Origin of the sequence: Novosphingobium aquae, assembly GCF_037572715.1 — a bacterium.
GTDB classification, from domain to species: domain Bacteria; phylum Pseudomonadota; class Alphaproteobacteria; order Sphingomonadales; family Sphingomonadaceae; genus Novosphingobium; species Novosphingobium aquae.
Window position 1 is genome coordinate 236,386 of sequence record NZ_JBBHJY010000003.1, and the last position, 15,789, is coordinate 252,174.

The following is a 15,789-nucleotide window of genomic DNA, read 5'->3' on the forward strand; positions in this document are numbered from 1 at the left end:
CTAAGCGCCCGTGAAGGCCAATTTCGCCGCATGAAGTGCCAGCACCAGCAGGCAGATCGATGACAGCAGGAACAGCGCGAAGCGGATCGGTACGCGGTTCACGGTCGCCTGCCAGATCGAATGGGTGATCCTGAGCACCACATAGGCCCAGGCGAACCAAACGTCGTGCTCCACTGGCCCCAGGATCGCGATGATCGCGACCGTCGCGTAGAACAGCGTCGGCTGCTCCATCAGGTGGGTGTGGTTGTGCGACTTCCAGTTGATGCTGTCTGGGATCTTGCCTTCAAGGTCCTGCCCGCGTCCGCCCGGCTTGGCCTTGCCCAGCCCGCCGCCCATCTGTTTCATGGCGGGAAGGCGGGTGCCGGCCATCCAGAACAGCATGACGAAAGTCCAGAGCACCAGCACGGTGGCTGGCGCGAGCAATTGCGCTTGCATCGACGTTTCTCCCCTTTTGCGGCGGAGACTGCGGTGCGGCTAATCGATTGTCAATTGCAACCTAGTTGCTGCTCGCCAGCACCTCGGCAAAGGCGGCGGCATCGGTGTTGCCACCCGAAAGAATGATCGCCGTGCGCCCGTCGAGGCTGACCTTGCCCCCCAGAGCCGCCGCCAGCGCCGCCGCGCCGCCCGGCTCGACGACCAGCCGCAGTTCGCTGAACGCCAGTCGCTGCGCCGCGCGGACTTCGGCTGCGGTCACGGAAAGGCCGAAGGGCACGCGCCCCTTGAGCACGGCAAAGTTGATCGGGCGGGTGCTAGGCGTTTGCAGGGCATCGCAGGCCGTCGGGAAAGAGGGATCGGGCACCGGCAGGATTTCTCCCGCCTCAAGGCTGAGCCGCACATCGTCCCAGCCTTCAGGCTCGACCGGCACGATTTCCGCGTCAAGGCAGGCGAGGGCAAGGCCAGCCGCCAGACCGCCGCCGCCGCAGGGCATGACGATCCGCGTTGGCGCGCCGATGCCGCGCGCCTGCATCTGGGCGGCCAGTTCGAGCCCGGCCGAGCCTTGCCCCTCGATCACCCACGGATCGGCGAACGCATGGACCAGCGTCGCGCCGCGCTCCCGGCACAGCTTTTCGGCCACGGCATCGCGGTCCTCGCCGCCTGGGCGGTCATAAAGCACTACTTCTGCGCCCAGCGCGCGGGTGTTGGCGAGTTTCACCGCCGGGGCATCGACCGGCATTACAATCGCCGCCGTAATTCCCAGCCGCCGCGCCGCCCAGGCCACCCCCTGCGCGTGGTTGCCGCTCGACACGCCGACCACGCCGCGCGCCATTTCCTCGTCCGTCAGGTCGCTCAGCCGGTGCCATGCGCCGCGGATCTTGAACGCTCCGATGGGCTGCAGGCACTCCGCCTTGCACCATACGGTAACGCCGTGGATGGTGAGTTCGAGCAGCGGCGTTTCGGGCAGGATTGCCGCCACCTTGGCCGCCGCGTGGGCCACGCCCTGTGCCGTGGGCTTCCGTTGTTCTTGAGAAGTCATGGAAGCGATCTATATGACGCCCCTTCGCTTCCCCCAAGAGGAGATGGGTCTTGAGCAAGGTTCTGGTGATTGGTGCGGGCGGCGTAAGCTCGGTTTGCGTGCACAAGATGGCATTCAATCCCGGCATTTTCAGCGAGATTCACCTCGCCAGCCGCACCAAAGCCAAGTGCGATGCCATCGCCGAATCGGTCAAGGCGCGCTGCGGAGTTGACGTCGCGACCTACGCGATCGACGCTGAGGACGTGCCGGCGCTCACCGCGCTGATCGAACAGATCGGACCGAAGCTCGTCGTCAATCTGGCGTTGCCCTATCAGGACCTGACGATCATGGAGGCCTGCCTGAACGCCGGCGTCGATTACCTCGACACGGCGAACTACGAGCCCAAGGACGTCGCAAAGTTCGAATACAAGTGGCAGTGGGACCTGCACGACCGGTTCAAGGAACGTGGGCTGATGGCGCTACTCGGCTCGGGCTTCGACCCCGGCGTGACCAGTGTGTTCGCCATGTGGCTCAAGAAGCACAAGCTGAAGACCATCCGCCAGCTCGACATTCTCGACTGCAACGGCGGCGATCACGGGCAGGCCTTTGCCACCAACTTCAACCCGGAAATCAACATCCGCGAAGTGACCGCCAACGCGCGTCACTGGGAGAACGGTCAGTTCGTCGAAACCCCGCCGCTGTCGAAGAAAGTTGCCTTCGACTTCGACGCCGTCGGCCCGAAGAACATGTACATGATGTACCACGAGGAACTCGAAAGCCTCGCCCGGTTCATCCCCGAACTGGAACGCGGCCGTTTCTGGATGACCTTCGGCGATGCCTATATCAACCACCTGACCGTGCTGAAGAATGTCGGCATGATCGGTATCGAGCCGATTGAATATCAGGGCCAGCAGATCGTGCCCTTGCAGTTCCTCGCCGCTGTGCTGCCCAAGCCGGAAACGCTTGGAGCCACGACCAAGGGCAAGACCAATATCGGTGACATCGCCACCGGCGAGGCACTCGACGGGGCCGGTGAGAAGACGTTCTACATCTATCAGATCTGCGACCATGAGGACGCCTATGCCGAAACCGGCAATCAGGCGATTTCCTACACCACCGGCGTACCCGCCATGATCGGCGCGGCCATGATGCTGACCGGCGCTTGGGCTGGTGAGGGCGTGTTCAACATGGAGCAGATGGACCCTGATCCGTTCATGGACATGCTGAACAAGCATGGCCTGCCGTGGCAGGTGAAGGAATTGCCGGCGCCGGTCGATTTTTGATGAACCCTGCGTTCCTCCTGCCGCCGCTGTTGCTGGCAGGTTCGAACCTGTTCATGAATGTCGCATGGTACGGCCACCTCAAGGCACCCTCACGGGCGCTTTGGGCAGCCATCGCCATATGCTGGTGCATTGCGCTGTTCGAATATTGCCTCGCGGTTCCTGCCAATCGGATGGGCGCACAGGCCTATTCGCTGGCACAGTTGAAAACGATGCAGGAAGTGTTCTCGCTGCTTGGCTTCGTGGTGGTGGCATGGGTGATGTTTGGACAGAAGCCGGGCCTGTCTCAGCTCGCCGGCTTCGCATTGATCATTGCCGGTGCAGCCTTGGTCTTCAGGGGTAATTGAAATGGAAACCAGAGCCGGCGATCCGGGCGCCTTTACCCGCTTCGATTTGAATCGCGTCGATAGCCCCGCTTTCGTCGTCGATGCCGCGAAGCTGCGAGAGAACCTGCGGATTCTCGCCGACGTCGGGGAACGCTCCGGCGCGAAGGTGCTGGCGGCGCTCAAGGCGTTTTCGATGTGGTCGACCGCGCCGATCGTTGGCGAATACCTTGACGGCGTTTGCACGTCCGGCCTGTGGGAAGCACGGCTGGCCTCCGAATTCTATGACGGCGAAATCACCACCTATTGCGCGGCCTACAAGGCGGAGGACCTGCCGGAAATCCTACGCCTGTCCGACCACGTCATCTTCAATTCGCCCGCCCAGATCGAGCGTTTCCAGCCGCTGATCGAGGTGGCCCGCGCGCAGGGGCAGCATTTCGATATCGGCCTGCGGATCAACCCGCTGCATGCCGAAGGCGAAGTGCCGCGCTATGATCCTTGCGCGCCGCACTCGCGGCTGGGCTTCCCAATCGACCAGTTGACCGAGGAACACATTGCCATGGTCAACGGCCTGCACATGCATACGCTGTGCGAGCAGGATTTCGAGCCGCTGGCGCGCACCTGGGACAAGGTGTTTGATTTCTTGGAACCGCACTTCGGCGAGTTTTCGTGGATCAACATTGGCGGCGGCCACCACATCACCCGCGCCGATTACCAGCGCGATGAACTGGTCCAGTTCCTCATTGATATGGCCGAAGATACCGGCGCGCAGGTCTATATTGAGCCGGGCGAGGCCGTGGCGCTCGATGCCGGAATTCTGGTGGGCGAAGTGCTCGACGTGCAGTTCAACGGCATGCTGGTGGCCATCACCGACATCTCCGCCACCTGCCACATGCCGGACGTGATCGAGGCGCCTTATCGGCCGGCGATGCTGGGTGAATCGCCGGTGGAAGACGACGTGATCATCGATGAAGGTCAGGGCGGGGCGGTTCGACTTGGCGGTCCATCATGCCTCGCCGGCGACGTGATCGGAGATTACCGCCTGCCGGTGCCTTGCGAGCCGGGCGCACGCTTCGCTTTCCTCGATCAGGCGCACTATTCGATGGTCAAGACCACGACCTTCAACGGCGTTCCGTTGCCGTCGATCTGGCTGTGGGACAGCGACAGTGACCTGCTGGAATGCGTGAAGCGGTTCGAATGGGATGCCTTCCGTGACCGGTTGAGCTGAGTTCCACAGTTGGTTCCACAGTTGAATGCAAAACCTTCGTCATTGCGAGGAGGCGAAGCCGACGCGGCAATCCAGAGCCCTGCGTGCAACGACTCTGGATTGCTGCGGTATACGGCCTCGCAATGACAAAGGTAGGTAGGCCTGTCCTACACGGGGTGAAACGGGCAAGATTCGGACATGTCCCACGCCCGTCAAACCTGCCTAGAACAGCGCAATTCCGGCCAAGGTGACACGTCCAGCACGCAAAGTGACACTTGCCCTCAGGACTGTGTCCAGTGTGTCCAGTCCATAAGGATTTTCGCCGCTCCAGCGCGATCAGCGCGGGCGCTCGTTCAACTGCACGGCGAGCTCTGCCAATGTGCCGAACTGGTCGATGGTCTGTTCCAGCAGCATCCGGTCCTTGTCCGATTCGAGCCCGCCGCTTTCGAACAGGTCGCCGGTTTCGACGATGATCAGCATCTGCCCGCCGTGGAACAACGCGCGGATCTTTTCGCCGGCAAACGCCGCCTCGATCGCCAGCAGGCGTTCGACGTATTCGGGATGGACGAGGTAACGCGCCTCCACCTGATCGTTCGACCAGACCGCGAACAGGTCCTGAAAACGCGGGTCGACCAGATCGATTCGCGACAGGGCCATGCCGCCCAGCGTGATCTCGTCCTTGTCGCCCAGCAGGCCGAAAAAGCTGCGGCGGCGGCCAGCGCGCTCGATCAGGGTAACGCCGTGGAAGCGCCGTGCGAAATCGACGGTGATCAGCGAGCCGTTGAACACGGTGACGTAGTGGGTGGATTTGCCCGAGCTGCGCTTTTCCTCAAGCTTCGCCTGATAGAGCTGGAATTGCTGGGTGCCGAGCTTGCCGCACCACAAGTCCTCGAAGCTTTCCCGGTCGAACGAGGGCAGCATGTCGAATTCGCGGGCGAGGGTATATTCAGCGCCGGGTGTCACCTCGACCGTAAAGGTCATGTTGAGCGCGCGGGCGATGGCGCCGTTGATCCCGCCCTTGATCGTGCGGGTAACGCCGCGCTTCGACCATTCGGCGATCCCGAAGCCGCCGGCGCCGACGAAGAAACCGAACTGCGCCGCCGCGCCGATGTCGCCGCTGAACAGGACGATCAATGCGGCCACGGCGCAGGCCGCGATGATGCCCCATTTCTGGATCTTCGACGCGCGCGCTTTCGCCGCCACCCGGTCGCCCTGCTTGCCCGAAAGCCATTGCCCCAGCTCGCTCGCCATTAGGGCATCGGGATCAGGGCGGACGATCATCGGGCGATCATCCGGCTTGCACCGCGGCGCGGCTGTGATAGCCCTTGCGCAGTGGTGAAGGGGAAATTGCCGTGACTACAGGATTGATTATCATCGCTGTTATCGTCGTGCTCATGCTGTTTGTCGTCAGCATCTATAACCGGCTTGTCGGGATGCGCCAGACGGTGAACCAGGGATTGGCGGATATCGATGCGCAATTGCGTCAGCGGCACGACCTGATCCCGAACCTCGTTTCCACCGTAAAGGGCTATGCCACGCACGAGAAGGAGACCTTCGACGCGGTGATCGAGGCGCGCAACCGGGCCGAGGCTGGCGGCGGTGTTGATGCCGGGGCGGAAGCAGGACTGGGTGCGGCGCTGGGCAAGCTGTTCGCGCTGGCCGAAGCCTATCCCGATCTCAAGGCGAGTGGCAACTTTCAGGCGCTGCAGGGCGAGCTTGCCGATGTGGAGGACAAGCTGGCAGCGGCGCGCCGGGCGCTCAATGCGGCAGTGGCGCGGTACAACGCGGGGAGAGAGACTTTTCCGGCCGTCATGTTCGCATCGGCGCTGGGATTCCAGCCTGCGGAAATGCCGCGAATCGGCGAGTCCGAAAAGCAGATCGCGCAGGCTCCGAAGGTGGAGTTCTAGCCCCCGTAAGTCGTGCTGGGGAGCGCAGCCGGCAACAGAGATTTTACAGTGATATGACAATGGCTTGCGGAAAAATCTGCAACGATTTTGGTGTGTTACATTTTTGTGAAAATGACGGTGCCATTTTCACTTGCAGTTCACAATCACACCCGTATATCGACCCCCCGCTGCCCCAAGGGGACTTCCAATAACCGGGAAGGCAGCGTCGTCTCTGTGTTATCCGGCCGAAAGGCCTATTGGGGGTCCCTTGAGTTGCACCATTTCCACGACGCATCGGCTGTAGTTCGCGCCCTTTCGCCCGACGAACCCGTCATCATCAATCGACCGCACGCTGCAGCGCGCGCCGCCCGCTTCTTTGTCGAGAAGTTTCCGGGCAAGTCGCTCTATGCGGTAAAGGCCAACCCTTCGCCTGAACTGCTTCAGGTGCTGTGGGATTCGGGCGTGACGCATTACGACGTCGCCTCCATCGCTGAAGTCCGCATGGCCCGTACCGCGCTGCCCGAGGCAGAGCTGTGCTTCATGCACCCGGTCAAGACCTCGTCGGCTATCCGCGAGGCCTATTTCGACCACGGCGTGAAGACCTTCAGCCTCGACTCCCACGAAGAGCTCGAAAAGATCGTCGCCGCCACGACCCGCGAAGACGGCACTGTTGCCGCCGACCTGCGTCTCTGCGTGCGTCTGCGCGTCTCATCCGAGCACGCCAAGTTGAGCCTTGCGGCGAAGTTCGGGGTCGATCTGGTCGATGCCGCCTCGCTGCTGCAGGCCGTGCGTCAGGTGGCTGACTGGCTGGGCGTCTGCTTCCACGTCGGCAGCCAGGCGATGACGCCGTTTGCCTATGTCCAGGCGATGGAGCGTGTTCGCGTTGCCATCGTCGATGCGGCGGTCACGGTCGACATCATCGATGTCGGCGGCGGCTTCCCGTCGATCTACCCGGGCATGGAACCGCCGCCGCTCGAGGACTACTTCGCCTCGATCCATCGCGCGTTTGAATCGCTGCCGGTTTCGTACTCGTCGGAACTGTGGTGCGAGCCGGGCCGTGCGCTCTGTGCCGAGTACAACTCGTTGATCGTCAAGGTGGAAAAGCGCCGCGGTGACGAGCTGTACATCAACGAAGGCGCCTATGGCGCGCTGTTCGATGCAGCGCATATCGGCTGGCGTTTCCCGGTGAAGCTGCTGCGCGACAGCGCGGAAGAGCCTTCGGACGACTTCGCCTTCTTCGGCCCGACCTGCGACGACATGGACTACATGGAAGGGCCCTTCGCGCTTCCGTCGGATGTCCAGGCGGGTGACTGGATCGAGATCGGCATGCTCGGTGCTTACGGCGCTGCCATGCGCACGAAGTTCAACGGCTTCGGGCAGGGCGAGGTTGTTGAAACCACTGACGAGCCGATGTTCAGCCAGTATCTCGGCGACCGCCGCGATCCGCGCGTGTCGGACAATGTTGTTTCGCTGCGCTAAGCAGGCCTGAAATCTGATCGCTCGGGCGGCGCTGGTTCAATAGCCAGCGCCGCCCGTTTTCTTTAGCTTTCGGGCGATGGAAAATTTCAAGGATCGCTACGGGCCGGTCTCGCTCGTCACAGGTGCCAGTTCGGGGATTGGCACCGGTTTTGCCGAGGAACTGGCAGCACGCGGCATGGACCTAGTGCTCGCCGCGCGGCGGGTCGACCGACTGGAAGACCTGAAGGTAAGGCTCGAGGCGGAGCATGACGTTTCGGTGCAGGTCATGGAATGCGACCTTGCCGATCTGAACGCACCGGCGCGATTGGCCGAGGCCTGTGCCAAGTATGACATCGGCCTCGTCGTCAGCAATGCCGGTTTCGGCGCGAAGGGCTGGTTCGAACAGATCGACGCGGCGCTGGTCGCTGAAATGCTGACCGTCAATTGCCACGCCCAGATGCAGATCGCGCATGGCTTTTTGCCGAGGCTCAAGGCGCGGGGAAGGGGCGGATTGCTGATGGTCTCCTCGGTTGAGGGATTGATGGGCGGACCGTTCTCCGCCGCTTATGCCGCGACCAAGGCGCTGGTCGTGGCGCTGGGAGAGGGGCTGTGGGGCGAACTGCAAGGTACCGGCGTCGATGTGCTGACTCTCACCCCCGGCGCTACCGAGAGTGAGGCAGCGGCCAAGCAGGGGTTCGATCCGGCGAAGATGACGAACGTCCAGCCGGCGCGGGAATGTGCGGCACTAGCGCTCGACAACCTCGCCAACGGGCCGACCTTCTGCCCGAACCCCCATTACCGCGCGCTGTTCGAGCGGATGACCGCGATGCCGCGCCAGCTGGCGTTGCTGGCCATGGCGCAGGGGATGCGCCCCAAGGATTAGTCGTCGGCGAAAACGTAAGGCGCCGGTGCGCGGCGCTGGTCATCCACCATGATTTCCCGCCCGATCGGCGGCGCGGCGCGGGCGGTGCACTGGGCGCGTGGGCAAAGGCGGCAGGTGACCCCGATGGGCGTCGCCTCGACCTTCGCCGGTTCAATCCCTTGCGCATAGACCAGCGCCGGCGCGTGCTCGGCAGCGCAGGCGAGTGCGACCGCGTGCTGGACGAGCGGCTCGCCCCAGCGGGTGCCACCCGTGCTGACTGCGCGGGCAATCGTGAAAAAGCGCTGGCCGTCGGGCAGGTCGAGCCACTGGGTAAGGATCTGGCCGGGCAGGCGGAACGCCGAATGCAGGTTCCACAAGGGGCAGCCCCCGCCATGCGCGGCAAAGGGGAAGCCTGCGCCGTCCATTCGCTTGGACACATTGCCAGCGGGATCGACGCGGATGAAGAAGAACGGCACGCCTTCCGCGCCGGGGCGGTGAAGCGTGGTCAGCCGGTGCGCCACCTGTTCAAAACTCGCGCCGAACAGGCCGGACAGGGCATCGACGTCATAGGCTCGCTCCCTCGCGGCGCGGGCAAAGCGATCATAGGGCATGCGCAGCGCCGCCGCCGCGTAACCCGCAAGCGCGCGCCGGGTGAGCACTTCCGCCGTCTTGCTGGCGAACTGTTCGCGGCGGAGCAACGCCGAGATTTCCTCGCGCATGGATGTATAGGCGATGTGCTGCGCCACCTGAAACTTGCGGCTCGGGCCGGGCAGGTTGTCGGCAATCAGCACCTGCTGGTTGTGCCGGTCAAACCGCCGTACCGCATCGACCAGTACGTGCGGCGGAACAAAGCGCAGGCGCACGCCCTTCGCCTTGAGCCAGTCCTGCGCGCCGCCCGATTCAGCAATCTCTGCGGCCAGTTCCTCGGCCCGGGCATCGAGGGTTGGGAAGAAATTGCGGTTCGCGGCGATGTAGCGGCGCACTTCGCCCACGGGGTCGCTGGCCTCGTCATCGCCGCCGTTTTCGCGCAGCGCGGCGAGGGCCAATTGTTCGCGGGCATAGGCGCCGTGCAGCCTCAGCAGCGCTTCGGTCACGCCCGGCGAACTGGTCGCAAGGTCGGCAACTTCAAGGGCTGGAAGGTCGATATCCGCAAACAGCGGATCGCGCAGGATGGCGGTCAGCCGCTGGGCATAGTCCTCGGCATCTTCCCCGGCGAGGTCGGACACTTCGAGACGGTAGGTCTTCGCCAGCCGCAACAGCAGTTCGGCGGTCAATGGCCGCTGGTTGCGTTCCAGCAGTGCGACATAGCTTGGCGAGACGCCAAGATCATCGGCCATGACCTGCTGCGTTAGGCCAAGTTCGCGGCGCAAGCGGCGCAGACGCGGTCCGAGGTAGAGGGGGCGTGACACGTTCATCTGTGCAGTTTGTCATATCTGCACAACTTTACAAGGATATGTTGTCAAGATTGACAATCCGACTCTGAACAACATTCCGCACTGCACAAATCCTGCTTAGCAACGGCCTCGAAGACACACCCAATCTGCGAGGGACTACCGCCGTGACCTACCAGCAAAGCATCGTCGAAGCCGCCGGGGCCATTGAGCCTTTCCGCCAGACCTGGGACGGGATCGAGCCGGAATCGGTTGCCCGCATGCGTCTGCAGAATCGCTTCCACACCGGGCTCGACATCGCGCGCTACACGGCGAAGATCATGCGCCGCGACATGGACGCTTATGATGCCGATCCTGCGGCCTACACGCAGTCGCTGGGCTGCTGGCACGGATTCATTGGGCAGCAGAAGCTCATTTCGATCAAGAAGCACTTCGGCACGACCAAGGGCCGTTACCTTTACCTGTCGGGCTGGATGGTTGCGGCGCTGCGCAGCGACTTTGGCCCGCTGCCCGACCAGTCGATGCACGAAAAGACCAGCGTGTCGGACCTGATTGCCGAGCTTTACACCTTCCTCAAGCAGGCCGACGCCCGCGAACTCGGCATGATGTTCCGTGAGTTCGACAAGGCGCGCAGCGAAGGCAACGAGGTTGAGGCACAGCGCATCAGCCATGCCATCGACAACTACGAAACGCACGTCGTGCCGATCATCGCCGATATCGACGCCGGTTTCGGCAATGCCGAGGCGACGTACCTGCTCGCCAAAAAGTTCATCGAAGCCGGTGCCTGCTGCATCCAGATCGAAAACCAGGTCTCGGACGAAAAGCAGTGCGGCCACCAGGATGGCAAGGTCACTGTCCCGCACGAGGACTTCCTCGCGAAAATCCGTGCTGTCCGTTACGCCTTCATGGAACTGGGCGTCGATGACGGCGTGATCGTTGCGCGCACCGACTCGCTCGGCGCGGGGCTAACCAAGCAGATTGCCTTTACCCGCGAAGCCGGCGACATTGCCGACCAGTACAATTCGTTCCTTGATTGCGATGAGGTCGATCCGGCCGCGCTGAGCCACGGCGAGGTGCTTATCAGCCGCGACGGCAAGCTGATGCGCCCCAAGCGCCTGCCTTCGAACCTCTTCCAGTTCCGCAGCGGAACCGGGGAGGACCGCTGCGTGCTCGATTGCATCACCTCGCTCCAGCACGGCGCCGACCTGCTGTGGATCGAGACCGAGAAGCCGCATATCGAACAGATCGCGGGCATGGTCGACCGCATCCGTGAGGTCATTCCAAACGCCAAGCTGGTCTACAACAATTCGCCCAGCTTCAACTGGACGCTCAATTTCCGCCAGCAGGTCTACGATAAGTGGGTGGGCGAGGGCCGCGATGTTTCCGCCTTTGACCGCGCCCGCCTGATGAGCGTGGACTATGACGGTACCGAACTGGCGGACGAAGCTGACGAAAAGATTCGCACCTTCCAGCGTGATGCTGCGGCGCGGGCCGGCATTTTCCACCACCTGATCACGCTGCCGACCTACCACACGGCCGCGCTCAGCACCGATAACCTGGCCCGCGAATACTTCGGCGAGCAGGGCATGCTGGGCTACGTCAAGAACGTCCAGCGCGCCGAAATCCGCCAGGGTATCGCCTGCGTGAAGCACCAGAACATGTCGGGTAGCGACATCGGTGACGACCACAAGGAATACTTCGCCGGGGAAGCCGCGCTTAAGGCCGGCGGAGCCCACAACACGATGAACCAGTTTGCCGCTTGATTTCAAGCAAGTCTAACGAAGGAGACCTTACCATGGCCGAACCTGCTCGTGCCCGCGCAGTCCTTTCAAGCGAGGACTTCAAGCTGATCCGTGAAGCCGTGCTGCACTATCTCAAGGCGATCGAGGACAAGCCGGAATCGGTGAAGTTCTCGAATCTCTACCACCGGCTCGGCAGCGCTGCCGGACGGTAACAAACAGGTTCCTGGGGAGGAACTCCGGCCCGTCGCGCACCCCTATGCGCGGCGGGCCGGCTAGTGTCTGGCGTCAGTGCAGAACGCCGTGAAGGAACAGCCGCACGTTGGTGCGGGTTTGGCGTTCGACTTGTTCGTCTGTGAGTGAGACACCCCAAGCGACAATGTTCGCCGGACCGCCTGCAACCAGTTGCAAGTAAGAATAGGCGACGTCCGCCGCTTCTACAGGATTGCTGAACCTTTCTGGCAAGCGCCGCTGGAACATGTCGGCCAGGTAGGCGACCGTCGGGCCGGTGCCTTGCCGCAGCGCGTGTTCGCCAATCTCGGGCATGCGGATCGATTCGGCATTGGTGATCCGCATCAGCCGCATGCCTTCGCGGCTGAGGATATTGGCGACGAGGATGCGGCCTATCGCCAGCAGACTCGCCTCGAAATCGTCGCTCTCCGCCTCGCGCAGGCGGTCGATGGGGACGATCCATTCGTCGATCGCGCGCTGGAGCGCGGTGCGGAACAAGGTCTCCTTGTCACCATAACGGGCATAGACCGTGCGCTTCGCCATGCCGACAGCGGCGGTGATCGCCTCGATCGTCGTTCGCTCGAATCCCTGCTGCAGGAACAGGTCGAGCGCCGTGTCGAGCAACTGGTTGTTGCGCGCCTCCGCCTGTTTGCGCGTGGGGCGGCCGGGGCTGCGGTGGCGGGTGAAAGAGGCGGGCTTTGGATTATCCATAAGTCTTCTTGATTACATCTGCACTTGATTATTGAAACGCACTGGGTGACAATACAGCCTAGTCGAGAAAACAACGATTGGCGAGGATGTCATGACGATCAGGTCTGCACCGCTTACCCCGCGCACCGGCTCGGAGATGTTTCTGAGCCGCGAGGACCTGCTGAGCGGCAGCTACGCCGCCGACATACGCGAACTGCTGGTGCAGCGCGGCGTGATCATCGTGCGCGGGGCCAACCTGTCGGATGATGACCAGCGGGCACTGGCGCGCTCGCTCGGCGACTTGCGCCTCGGCACGGTCAAGCAGGAGGGCGAAGAGGGGCTGATGAAGGTCACTTTCGATGAGAAGGTGAACCCCGAATACGCCAAGTTCTTCTTTGGCAGCCAGCTCTGGCACATGGACGGGACTTATGAGGAGGTGCCGCCATTCGCCACCCTGCTGACCCCGCGGGTGCTGTCGGAAACCGGCGGGCAGACCGAATTCACCAACAATTACGCCGCTTATGAGGACCTGCCCGAAGACCAGAAGGCAAAGCTCGACGCCCTGAAGGTCGTTCACACGATGCAGGCCGCGCTGTTCCCCGGAAAGCCTGACTGCACAGTCGAGGAATTCGCGCTGTGGCATTCCTACCCCAACCGCGAACACCCGCTGGTCTGGCACCACAAGTCTGGCCGCAAGAGCCTCGTCCTGTCGACCTCGGGCAGTCATATCGTCGGCATGCACCCGGCGAAGAGCCATGACCTGCTGGCTGGCCTGATGCGCCACGCGACGCAGGACAAATATGTCTATCGCCACACCTGGCATATGGGTGACCTGCTGATCTGGGACAATACCGGCACGATGCACCGTGTCCTGCCGTTTCCGGCGGACAGTGGCCGGCAACTCCACCGCTTCACGCTGAATGGCGAGGAGCCAGTCCGCGCGGTCGCCTGAAGCGCGGTGGACTTTTCGCGCCTTTCCTCTAAGGCGGCGTATGAATCCGCAAGACATCGCCGCCCAAGCCATCGCAGAACGCAAGTGCCTGCGCGCTTCCTACAACGGCGATCTGCTGATCATCGCGCCGCACGTACTCTATACCCACCACGATGCCTATTTCATCGATGGCGTGGTGCTGAGCCGCAATGGGGCGCCGGCCAAGCAGGTCAAGATGGGCGTGTTCAAGCTCACGGGCCTCAAGAAGCCAGCGGTTGATGAGCAGGCCTATACGCCGATCCGCAAGTTCCAGCCCTATGGCGCCGAATTCAAGGGCACCGTCGTTGCCAGCGTCTGATCTGTAACCGGAGAGCCGGACCATGCCCAAGTTCAAATCCGAAGCTATCAAGCGCGGTGAATACGATGCCGAGACTCAGCGGCTGACCTTGTGGTTCCCGGATCGGCACACCGAGATATTCGAGGACGTGCCCCAGAAGATCTGGGACGGGCTCCAATCCTCGCGGTCCAAGGGCGGTTTCTTCAAGCTGAAAATCATGGGCCAGTTCACGCAGGTTCCGCAACCCCCGCCGCCGCCGCCAGCGCCGGTAAAGCCAGCGAACAAGAAGCCGGCTAAGCGGGCGAAGTACTGACCAGATCTCGCGGCACCCGCTTGCCCTTGGTGCGGCTGGTGAGGTGGAACTTATCGCAGCGGTCGCAGCGATAGGGCCGCAGCGGGTAATCGGCAGCGAACACCACTTCCAGCGCCTCGGCCTCGGAGGCGAAACGCGCCTTCTTGCGGCAGATGCTGAGGCGGGTTCGCATATTTTCTCCAAAGAAAAAGGCGGCAGGATCGCTCCCGCCGCCCATTCTTATCGCAAGCGCCTGAAGGCTTACAGCCCGAGGTTGTAGAACCGCGACGGATTGTCCTGCAGCACCTTCTTGGCGATGTCATAGCCGTGATCGGCAAAGACATCCTTCAGATGCGCCTGCACGCCCGGATAGAGTGAAGTCGGGTGCGGGAAATCGGTTTCGAACATAACGTTGTCGTAACCGATGGTTTCCAGCAGCAACTTGGGGCCGACGGTTTCGAACCAGAACGAGCACATGAAGTGATCGCGGAAGTACTGCCACGGGCGGCGGGTCAGCTGCTTCGAGAAACGCGGCAGCATTTCATTGAACTGGTGCTCCAGCGCCTCAATGGCGAAGGGAACCCAGCCCATGCCGCTTTCGATCAGGCCGATCTTCAGCTTGGGGTGACGATCAAGCCGGCCCGAAACCATCCAGTTGCCCATGGTCGCGGCGTTACCGATAGAGAACATCGTCGCCACGACAGACAGCGTCTGTTCGAACTGGAAACCGTCCCAGGTCAGGGTATTGGGGTCGACCGAGGAGTTGAGGTGGAAGTTGAGCGAGGTGCCAGTGGCTTCGCACATCTCGAGCACCGGGGTCCAGTAATCGTCAAGGAAGCTGGGCACGCCGACACGCTCGGGCGTATCGGGCAGGACAACGCCCTTGAGGCCCATGTCGAGGCAGCGCTTGAGTTCCTTCTCCATCTCCGCCTTGTCCCAGAAGGGCAGGTGGATCATGTTGAAGATGCGCTGGCCGCTGGCTTCCTGGATGTCATGCGTGGCATCGTTGTAGATCTGAACAATGGCCAGAGCGAGCGCCGGATCGCCCAGCGTCATCAGCGAACCTGCCTGGGTCACGCCTGAGTTCTGGAAGGCGATCTGGGCATAGACGCCCATGTCGTCCATCGCCGCCAGACGGTCCTTGACGATGTGGCCACCCGGATGGGCCTGTTCCAGCTTGGGGAAGGCGAGGCGGCCCAGCAGTTTGTTATTGTCCTTGCGGATCACGTTGCCGCCCATTGAGCCGAAATTGCGGTCGCCAACGTACCAGCGTTCCACGCCATCAGCGTCGAGCTTTACGTAAGGGACCTTGTCCTTCAGCGCGGCAGGGGCGCGGCTGGTGAACAGGTCGGGCGCTTCGGTGATGTGCGTGTCGCAATCGACGATCTTGATGCCGGCAAACATCGGATCAAGGCCGCCCGACTGGGTAGCGTAATCGACTTCGCGGATTACGCCGCCTTCGGTGTAGCCTTCGGCAGACCAGTACTTCTTGGCAGCGGTCGCCAGCTCGGTGGGATCGGCGTCAGCCATGGTTCGGATTCCTTCCAATACGAATACCGGTCCTTTTTCGCACCGCGACCCCGGTGAAGCAATGCCGCAGCCGCCGGGCCCTCCACTCCATCGCCAGAGCGGGGCACTATGCGCGTCCGGGCAAGCAATGCCACTTGACCGTTTCTTTCACAAAGGGACACAATCGCCGCAACAATGAC

18 protein-coding genes are annotated in these 15,789 nt (G+C 62.5%); 11 read left to right on the forward strand and 7 right to left on the reverse strand.

Annotated elements, in window-relative coordinates; translation table 11 throughout:
* A complete protein-coding gene (locus WG900_RS08515) occupies positions 1 to 435 on the reverse strand; it encodes an MAPEG family protein (protein WP_339966292.1) in 435 nt (144 codons plus the stop codon).
* Between the two features lie 61 nt (positions 436 to 496).
* Positions 497 to 1,474 carry a threonine ammonia-lyase gene (locus WG900_RS08520; protein ID WP_339966293.1) on the reverse strand — a complete coding sequence of 326 codons (978 nt, stop codon included), beginning with the start codon at positions 1,472 to 1,474 and terminating at the stop codon, positions 497 to 499.
* Between the two features lie 50 nt (positions 1,475 to 1,524).
* On the opposite strand from WG900_RS08520, the gene WG900_RS08525 reads away from it, so the two are divergent.
* From WG900_RS08525 to WG900_RS08535, 3 genes are read left to right on the forward strand one after another with little or no spacing between them, the layout of a single operon-like run.
* Positions 1,525 to 2,736, forward strand: coding sequence for a saccharopine dehydrogenase family protein (locus WG900_RS08525; protein WP_339966294.1), 1,212 nt, complete (start codon positions 1,525 to 1,527; stop codon positions 2,734 to 2,736).
* Complete coding sequence (locus tag WG900_RS08530; protein WP_339966295.1) at positions 2,736 to 3,080, forward strand: DMT family protein; 345 nt, start codon at positions 2,736 to 2,738, stop codon at positions 3,078 to 3,080. The genes WG900_RS08525 and WG900_RS08530 overlap by 1 nt, the downstream gene beginning before the upstream one ends.
* Before the next feature lies 1 nt (position 3,081).
* Positions 3,082 to 4,284, forward strand: coding sequence for a carboxynorspermidine decarboxylase (locus tag WG900_RS08535; RefSeq protein ID WP_339966296.1), 1,203 nt, complete (start codon positions 3,082 to 3,084; stop codon positions 4,282 to 4,284).
* A 315-nt stretch (positions 4,285 to 4,599) separates the two neighbouring features.
* Here WG900_RS08535 and WG900_RS08540 read toward each other — a convergent pair whose 3' ends face one another.
* On the reverse strand, positions 4,600 to 5,544 hold the full coding sequence (locus tag WG900_RS08540) for a DUF3137 domain-containing protein (RefSeq protein ID WP_339966297.1): 945 nt from the start codon (positions 5,542 to 5,544) through the stop codon (positions 4,600 to 4,602).
* 71 nt (positions 5,545 to 5,615) lie between these two features.
* Between WG900_RS08540 and WG900_RS08545 the strand changes: the two genes are divergently transcribed.
* From WG900_RS08545 to WG900_RS08555, 3 genes are all read left to right on the forward strand, one after another.
* The gene (locus tag WG900_RS08545) at positions 5,616 to 6,170 is read left to right on the forward strand and encodes a LemA family protein (RefSeq protein ID WP_339966298.1); all 555 of its coding nucleotides are present in this window, start codon (positions 5,616 to 5,618) and stop codon (positions 6,168 to 6,170) included.
* 252 nt (positions 6,171 to 6,422) lie between these two features.
* Positions 6,423 to 7,628, forward strand: coding sequence for a type III PLP-dependent enzyme (locus tag WG900_RS08550; RefSeq protein ID WP_339966300.1), 1,206 nt, complete (start codon positions 6,423 to 6,425; stop codon positions 7,626 to 7,628).
* Between the two features lie 76 nt (positions 7,629 to 7,704).
* The gene (locus WG900_RS08555; RefSeq protein ID WP_339966302.1) at positions 7,705 to 8,490 is read left to right on the forward strand and encodes an SDR family NAD(P)-dependent oxidoreductase; all 786 of its coding nucleotides are present in this window, start codon (positions 7,705 to 7,707) and stop codon (positions 8,488 to 8,490) included.
* Here WG900_RS08555 and WG900_RS08560 read toward each other — a convergent pair.
* Positions 8,487 to 9,884: a helix-turn-helix domain-containing protein gene (locus WG900_RS08560; RefSeq protein ID WP_339966304.1), complete on the reverse strand. Its 1,398-nt coding sequence runs from the start codon at positions 9,882 to 9,884 to the stop codon at positions 8,487 to 8,489. The genes WG900_RS08555 and WG900_RS08560 overlap by 4 nt on opposite strands.
* A gap of 143 nt (positions 9,885 to 10,027) precedes the next feature.
* On the opposite strand from WG900_RS08560, the gene WG900_RS08565 reads away from it, so the two are divergent.
* Positions 10,028 to 11,623: an isocitrate lyase gene (locus WG900_RS08565; protein ID WP_339966306.1), complete on the forward strand. Its 1,596-nt coding sequence runs from the start codon at positions 10,028 to 10,030 to the stop codon at positions 11,621 to 11,623.
* 32 nt (positions 11,624 to 11,655) lie between these two features.
* A complete protein-coding gene (locus tag WG900_RS08570) occupies positions 11,656 to 11,814 on the forward strand; it encodes a hypothetical protein (RefSeq protein WP_339966308.1) in 159 nt (52 codons plus the stop codon).
* A gap of 73 nt (positions 11,815 to 11,887) precedes the next feature.
* On the opposite strand, the gene WG900_RS08575 is transcribed toward WG900_RS08570, so the two are convergent.
* Positions 11,888 to 12,541, reverse strand: coding sequence for a TetR/AcrR family transcriptional regulator (locus tag WG900_RS08575; RefSeq protein ID WP_339966309.1), 654 nt, complete (start codon positions 12,539 to 12,541; stop codon positions 11,888 to 11,890).
* A 91-nt stretch (positions 12,542 to 12,632) separates the two neighbouring features.
* Between WG900_RS08575 and WG900_RS08580 the strand changes: the two genes are divergently transcribed.
* From WG900_RS08580 to WG900_RS08590, 3 genes are read left to right on the forward strand one after another with little or no spacing between them, the layout of a single operon-like run.
* Positions 12,633 to 13,472 (forward strand): TauD/TfdA dioxygenase family protein, encoded by an 840-nt coding sequence (locus WG900_RS08580; RefSeq protein ID WP_339966311.1) that lies wholly within the window; start codon positions 12,633 to 12,635, stop codon positions 13,470 to 13,472.
* Positions 13,473 to 13,512: 40 nt separating this feature from the next.
* Entirely contained in the window at positions 13,513 to 13,809 is a 297-nt protein-coding gene (locus tag WG900_RS08585) for a hypothetical protein (protein WP_339966313.1), read from the forward strand.
* Between the two features lie 22 nt (positions 13,810 to 13,831).
* Complete coding sequence (locus WG900_RS08590; protein ID WP_339966315.1) at positions 13,832 to 14,101, forward strand: KTSC domain-containing protein; 270 nt, start codon at positions 13,832 to 13,834, stop codon at positions 14,099 to 14,101.
* Here WG900_RS08590 and WG900_RS08595 read toward each other — a convergent pair.
* Together WG900_RS08595 and WG900_RS08600 are read right to left on the reverse strand one after the other, a co-directional pair.
* Positions 14,082 to 14,273, reverse strand: coding sequence for a hypothetical protein (locus WG900_RS08595; protein WP_339966317.1), 192 nt, complete (start codon positions 14,271 to 14,273; stop codon positions 14,082 to 14,084). The genes WG900_RS08590 and WG900_RS08595 overlap by 20 nt on opposite strands.
* Positions 14,274 to 14,341: 68 nt before the next feature.
* Positions 14,342 to 15,610, reverse strand: a complete 1,269-nt coding sequence (locus tag WG900_RS08600; RefSeq protein WP_339966319.1) for an amidohydrolase family protein — start codon at positions 15,608 to 15,610, stop codon at positions 14,342 to 14,344.
* Positions 15,611 to 15,789 lie beyond the last annotated feature (179 nt).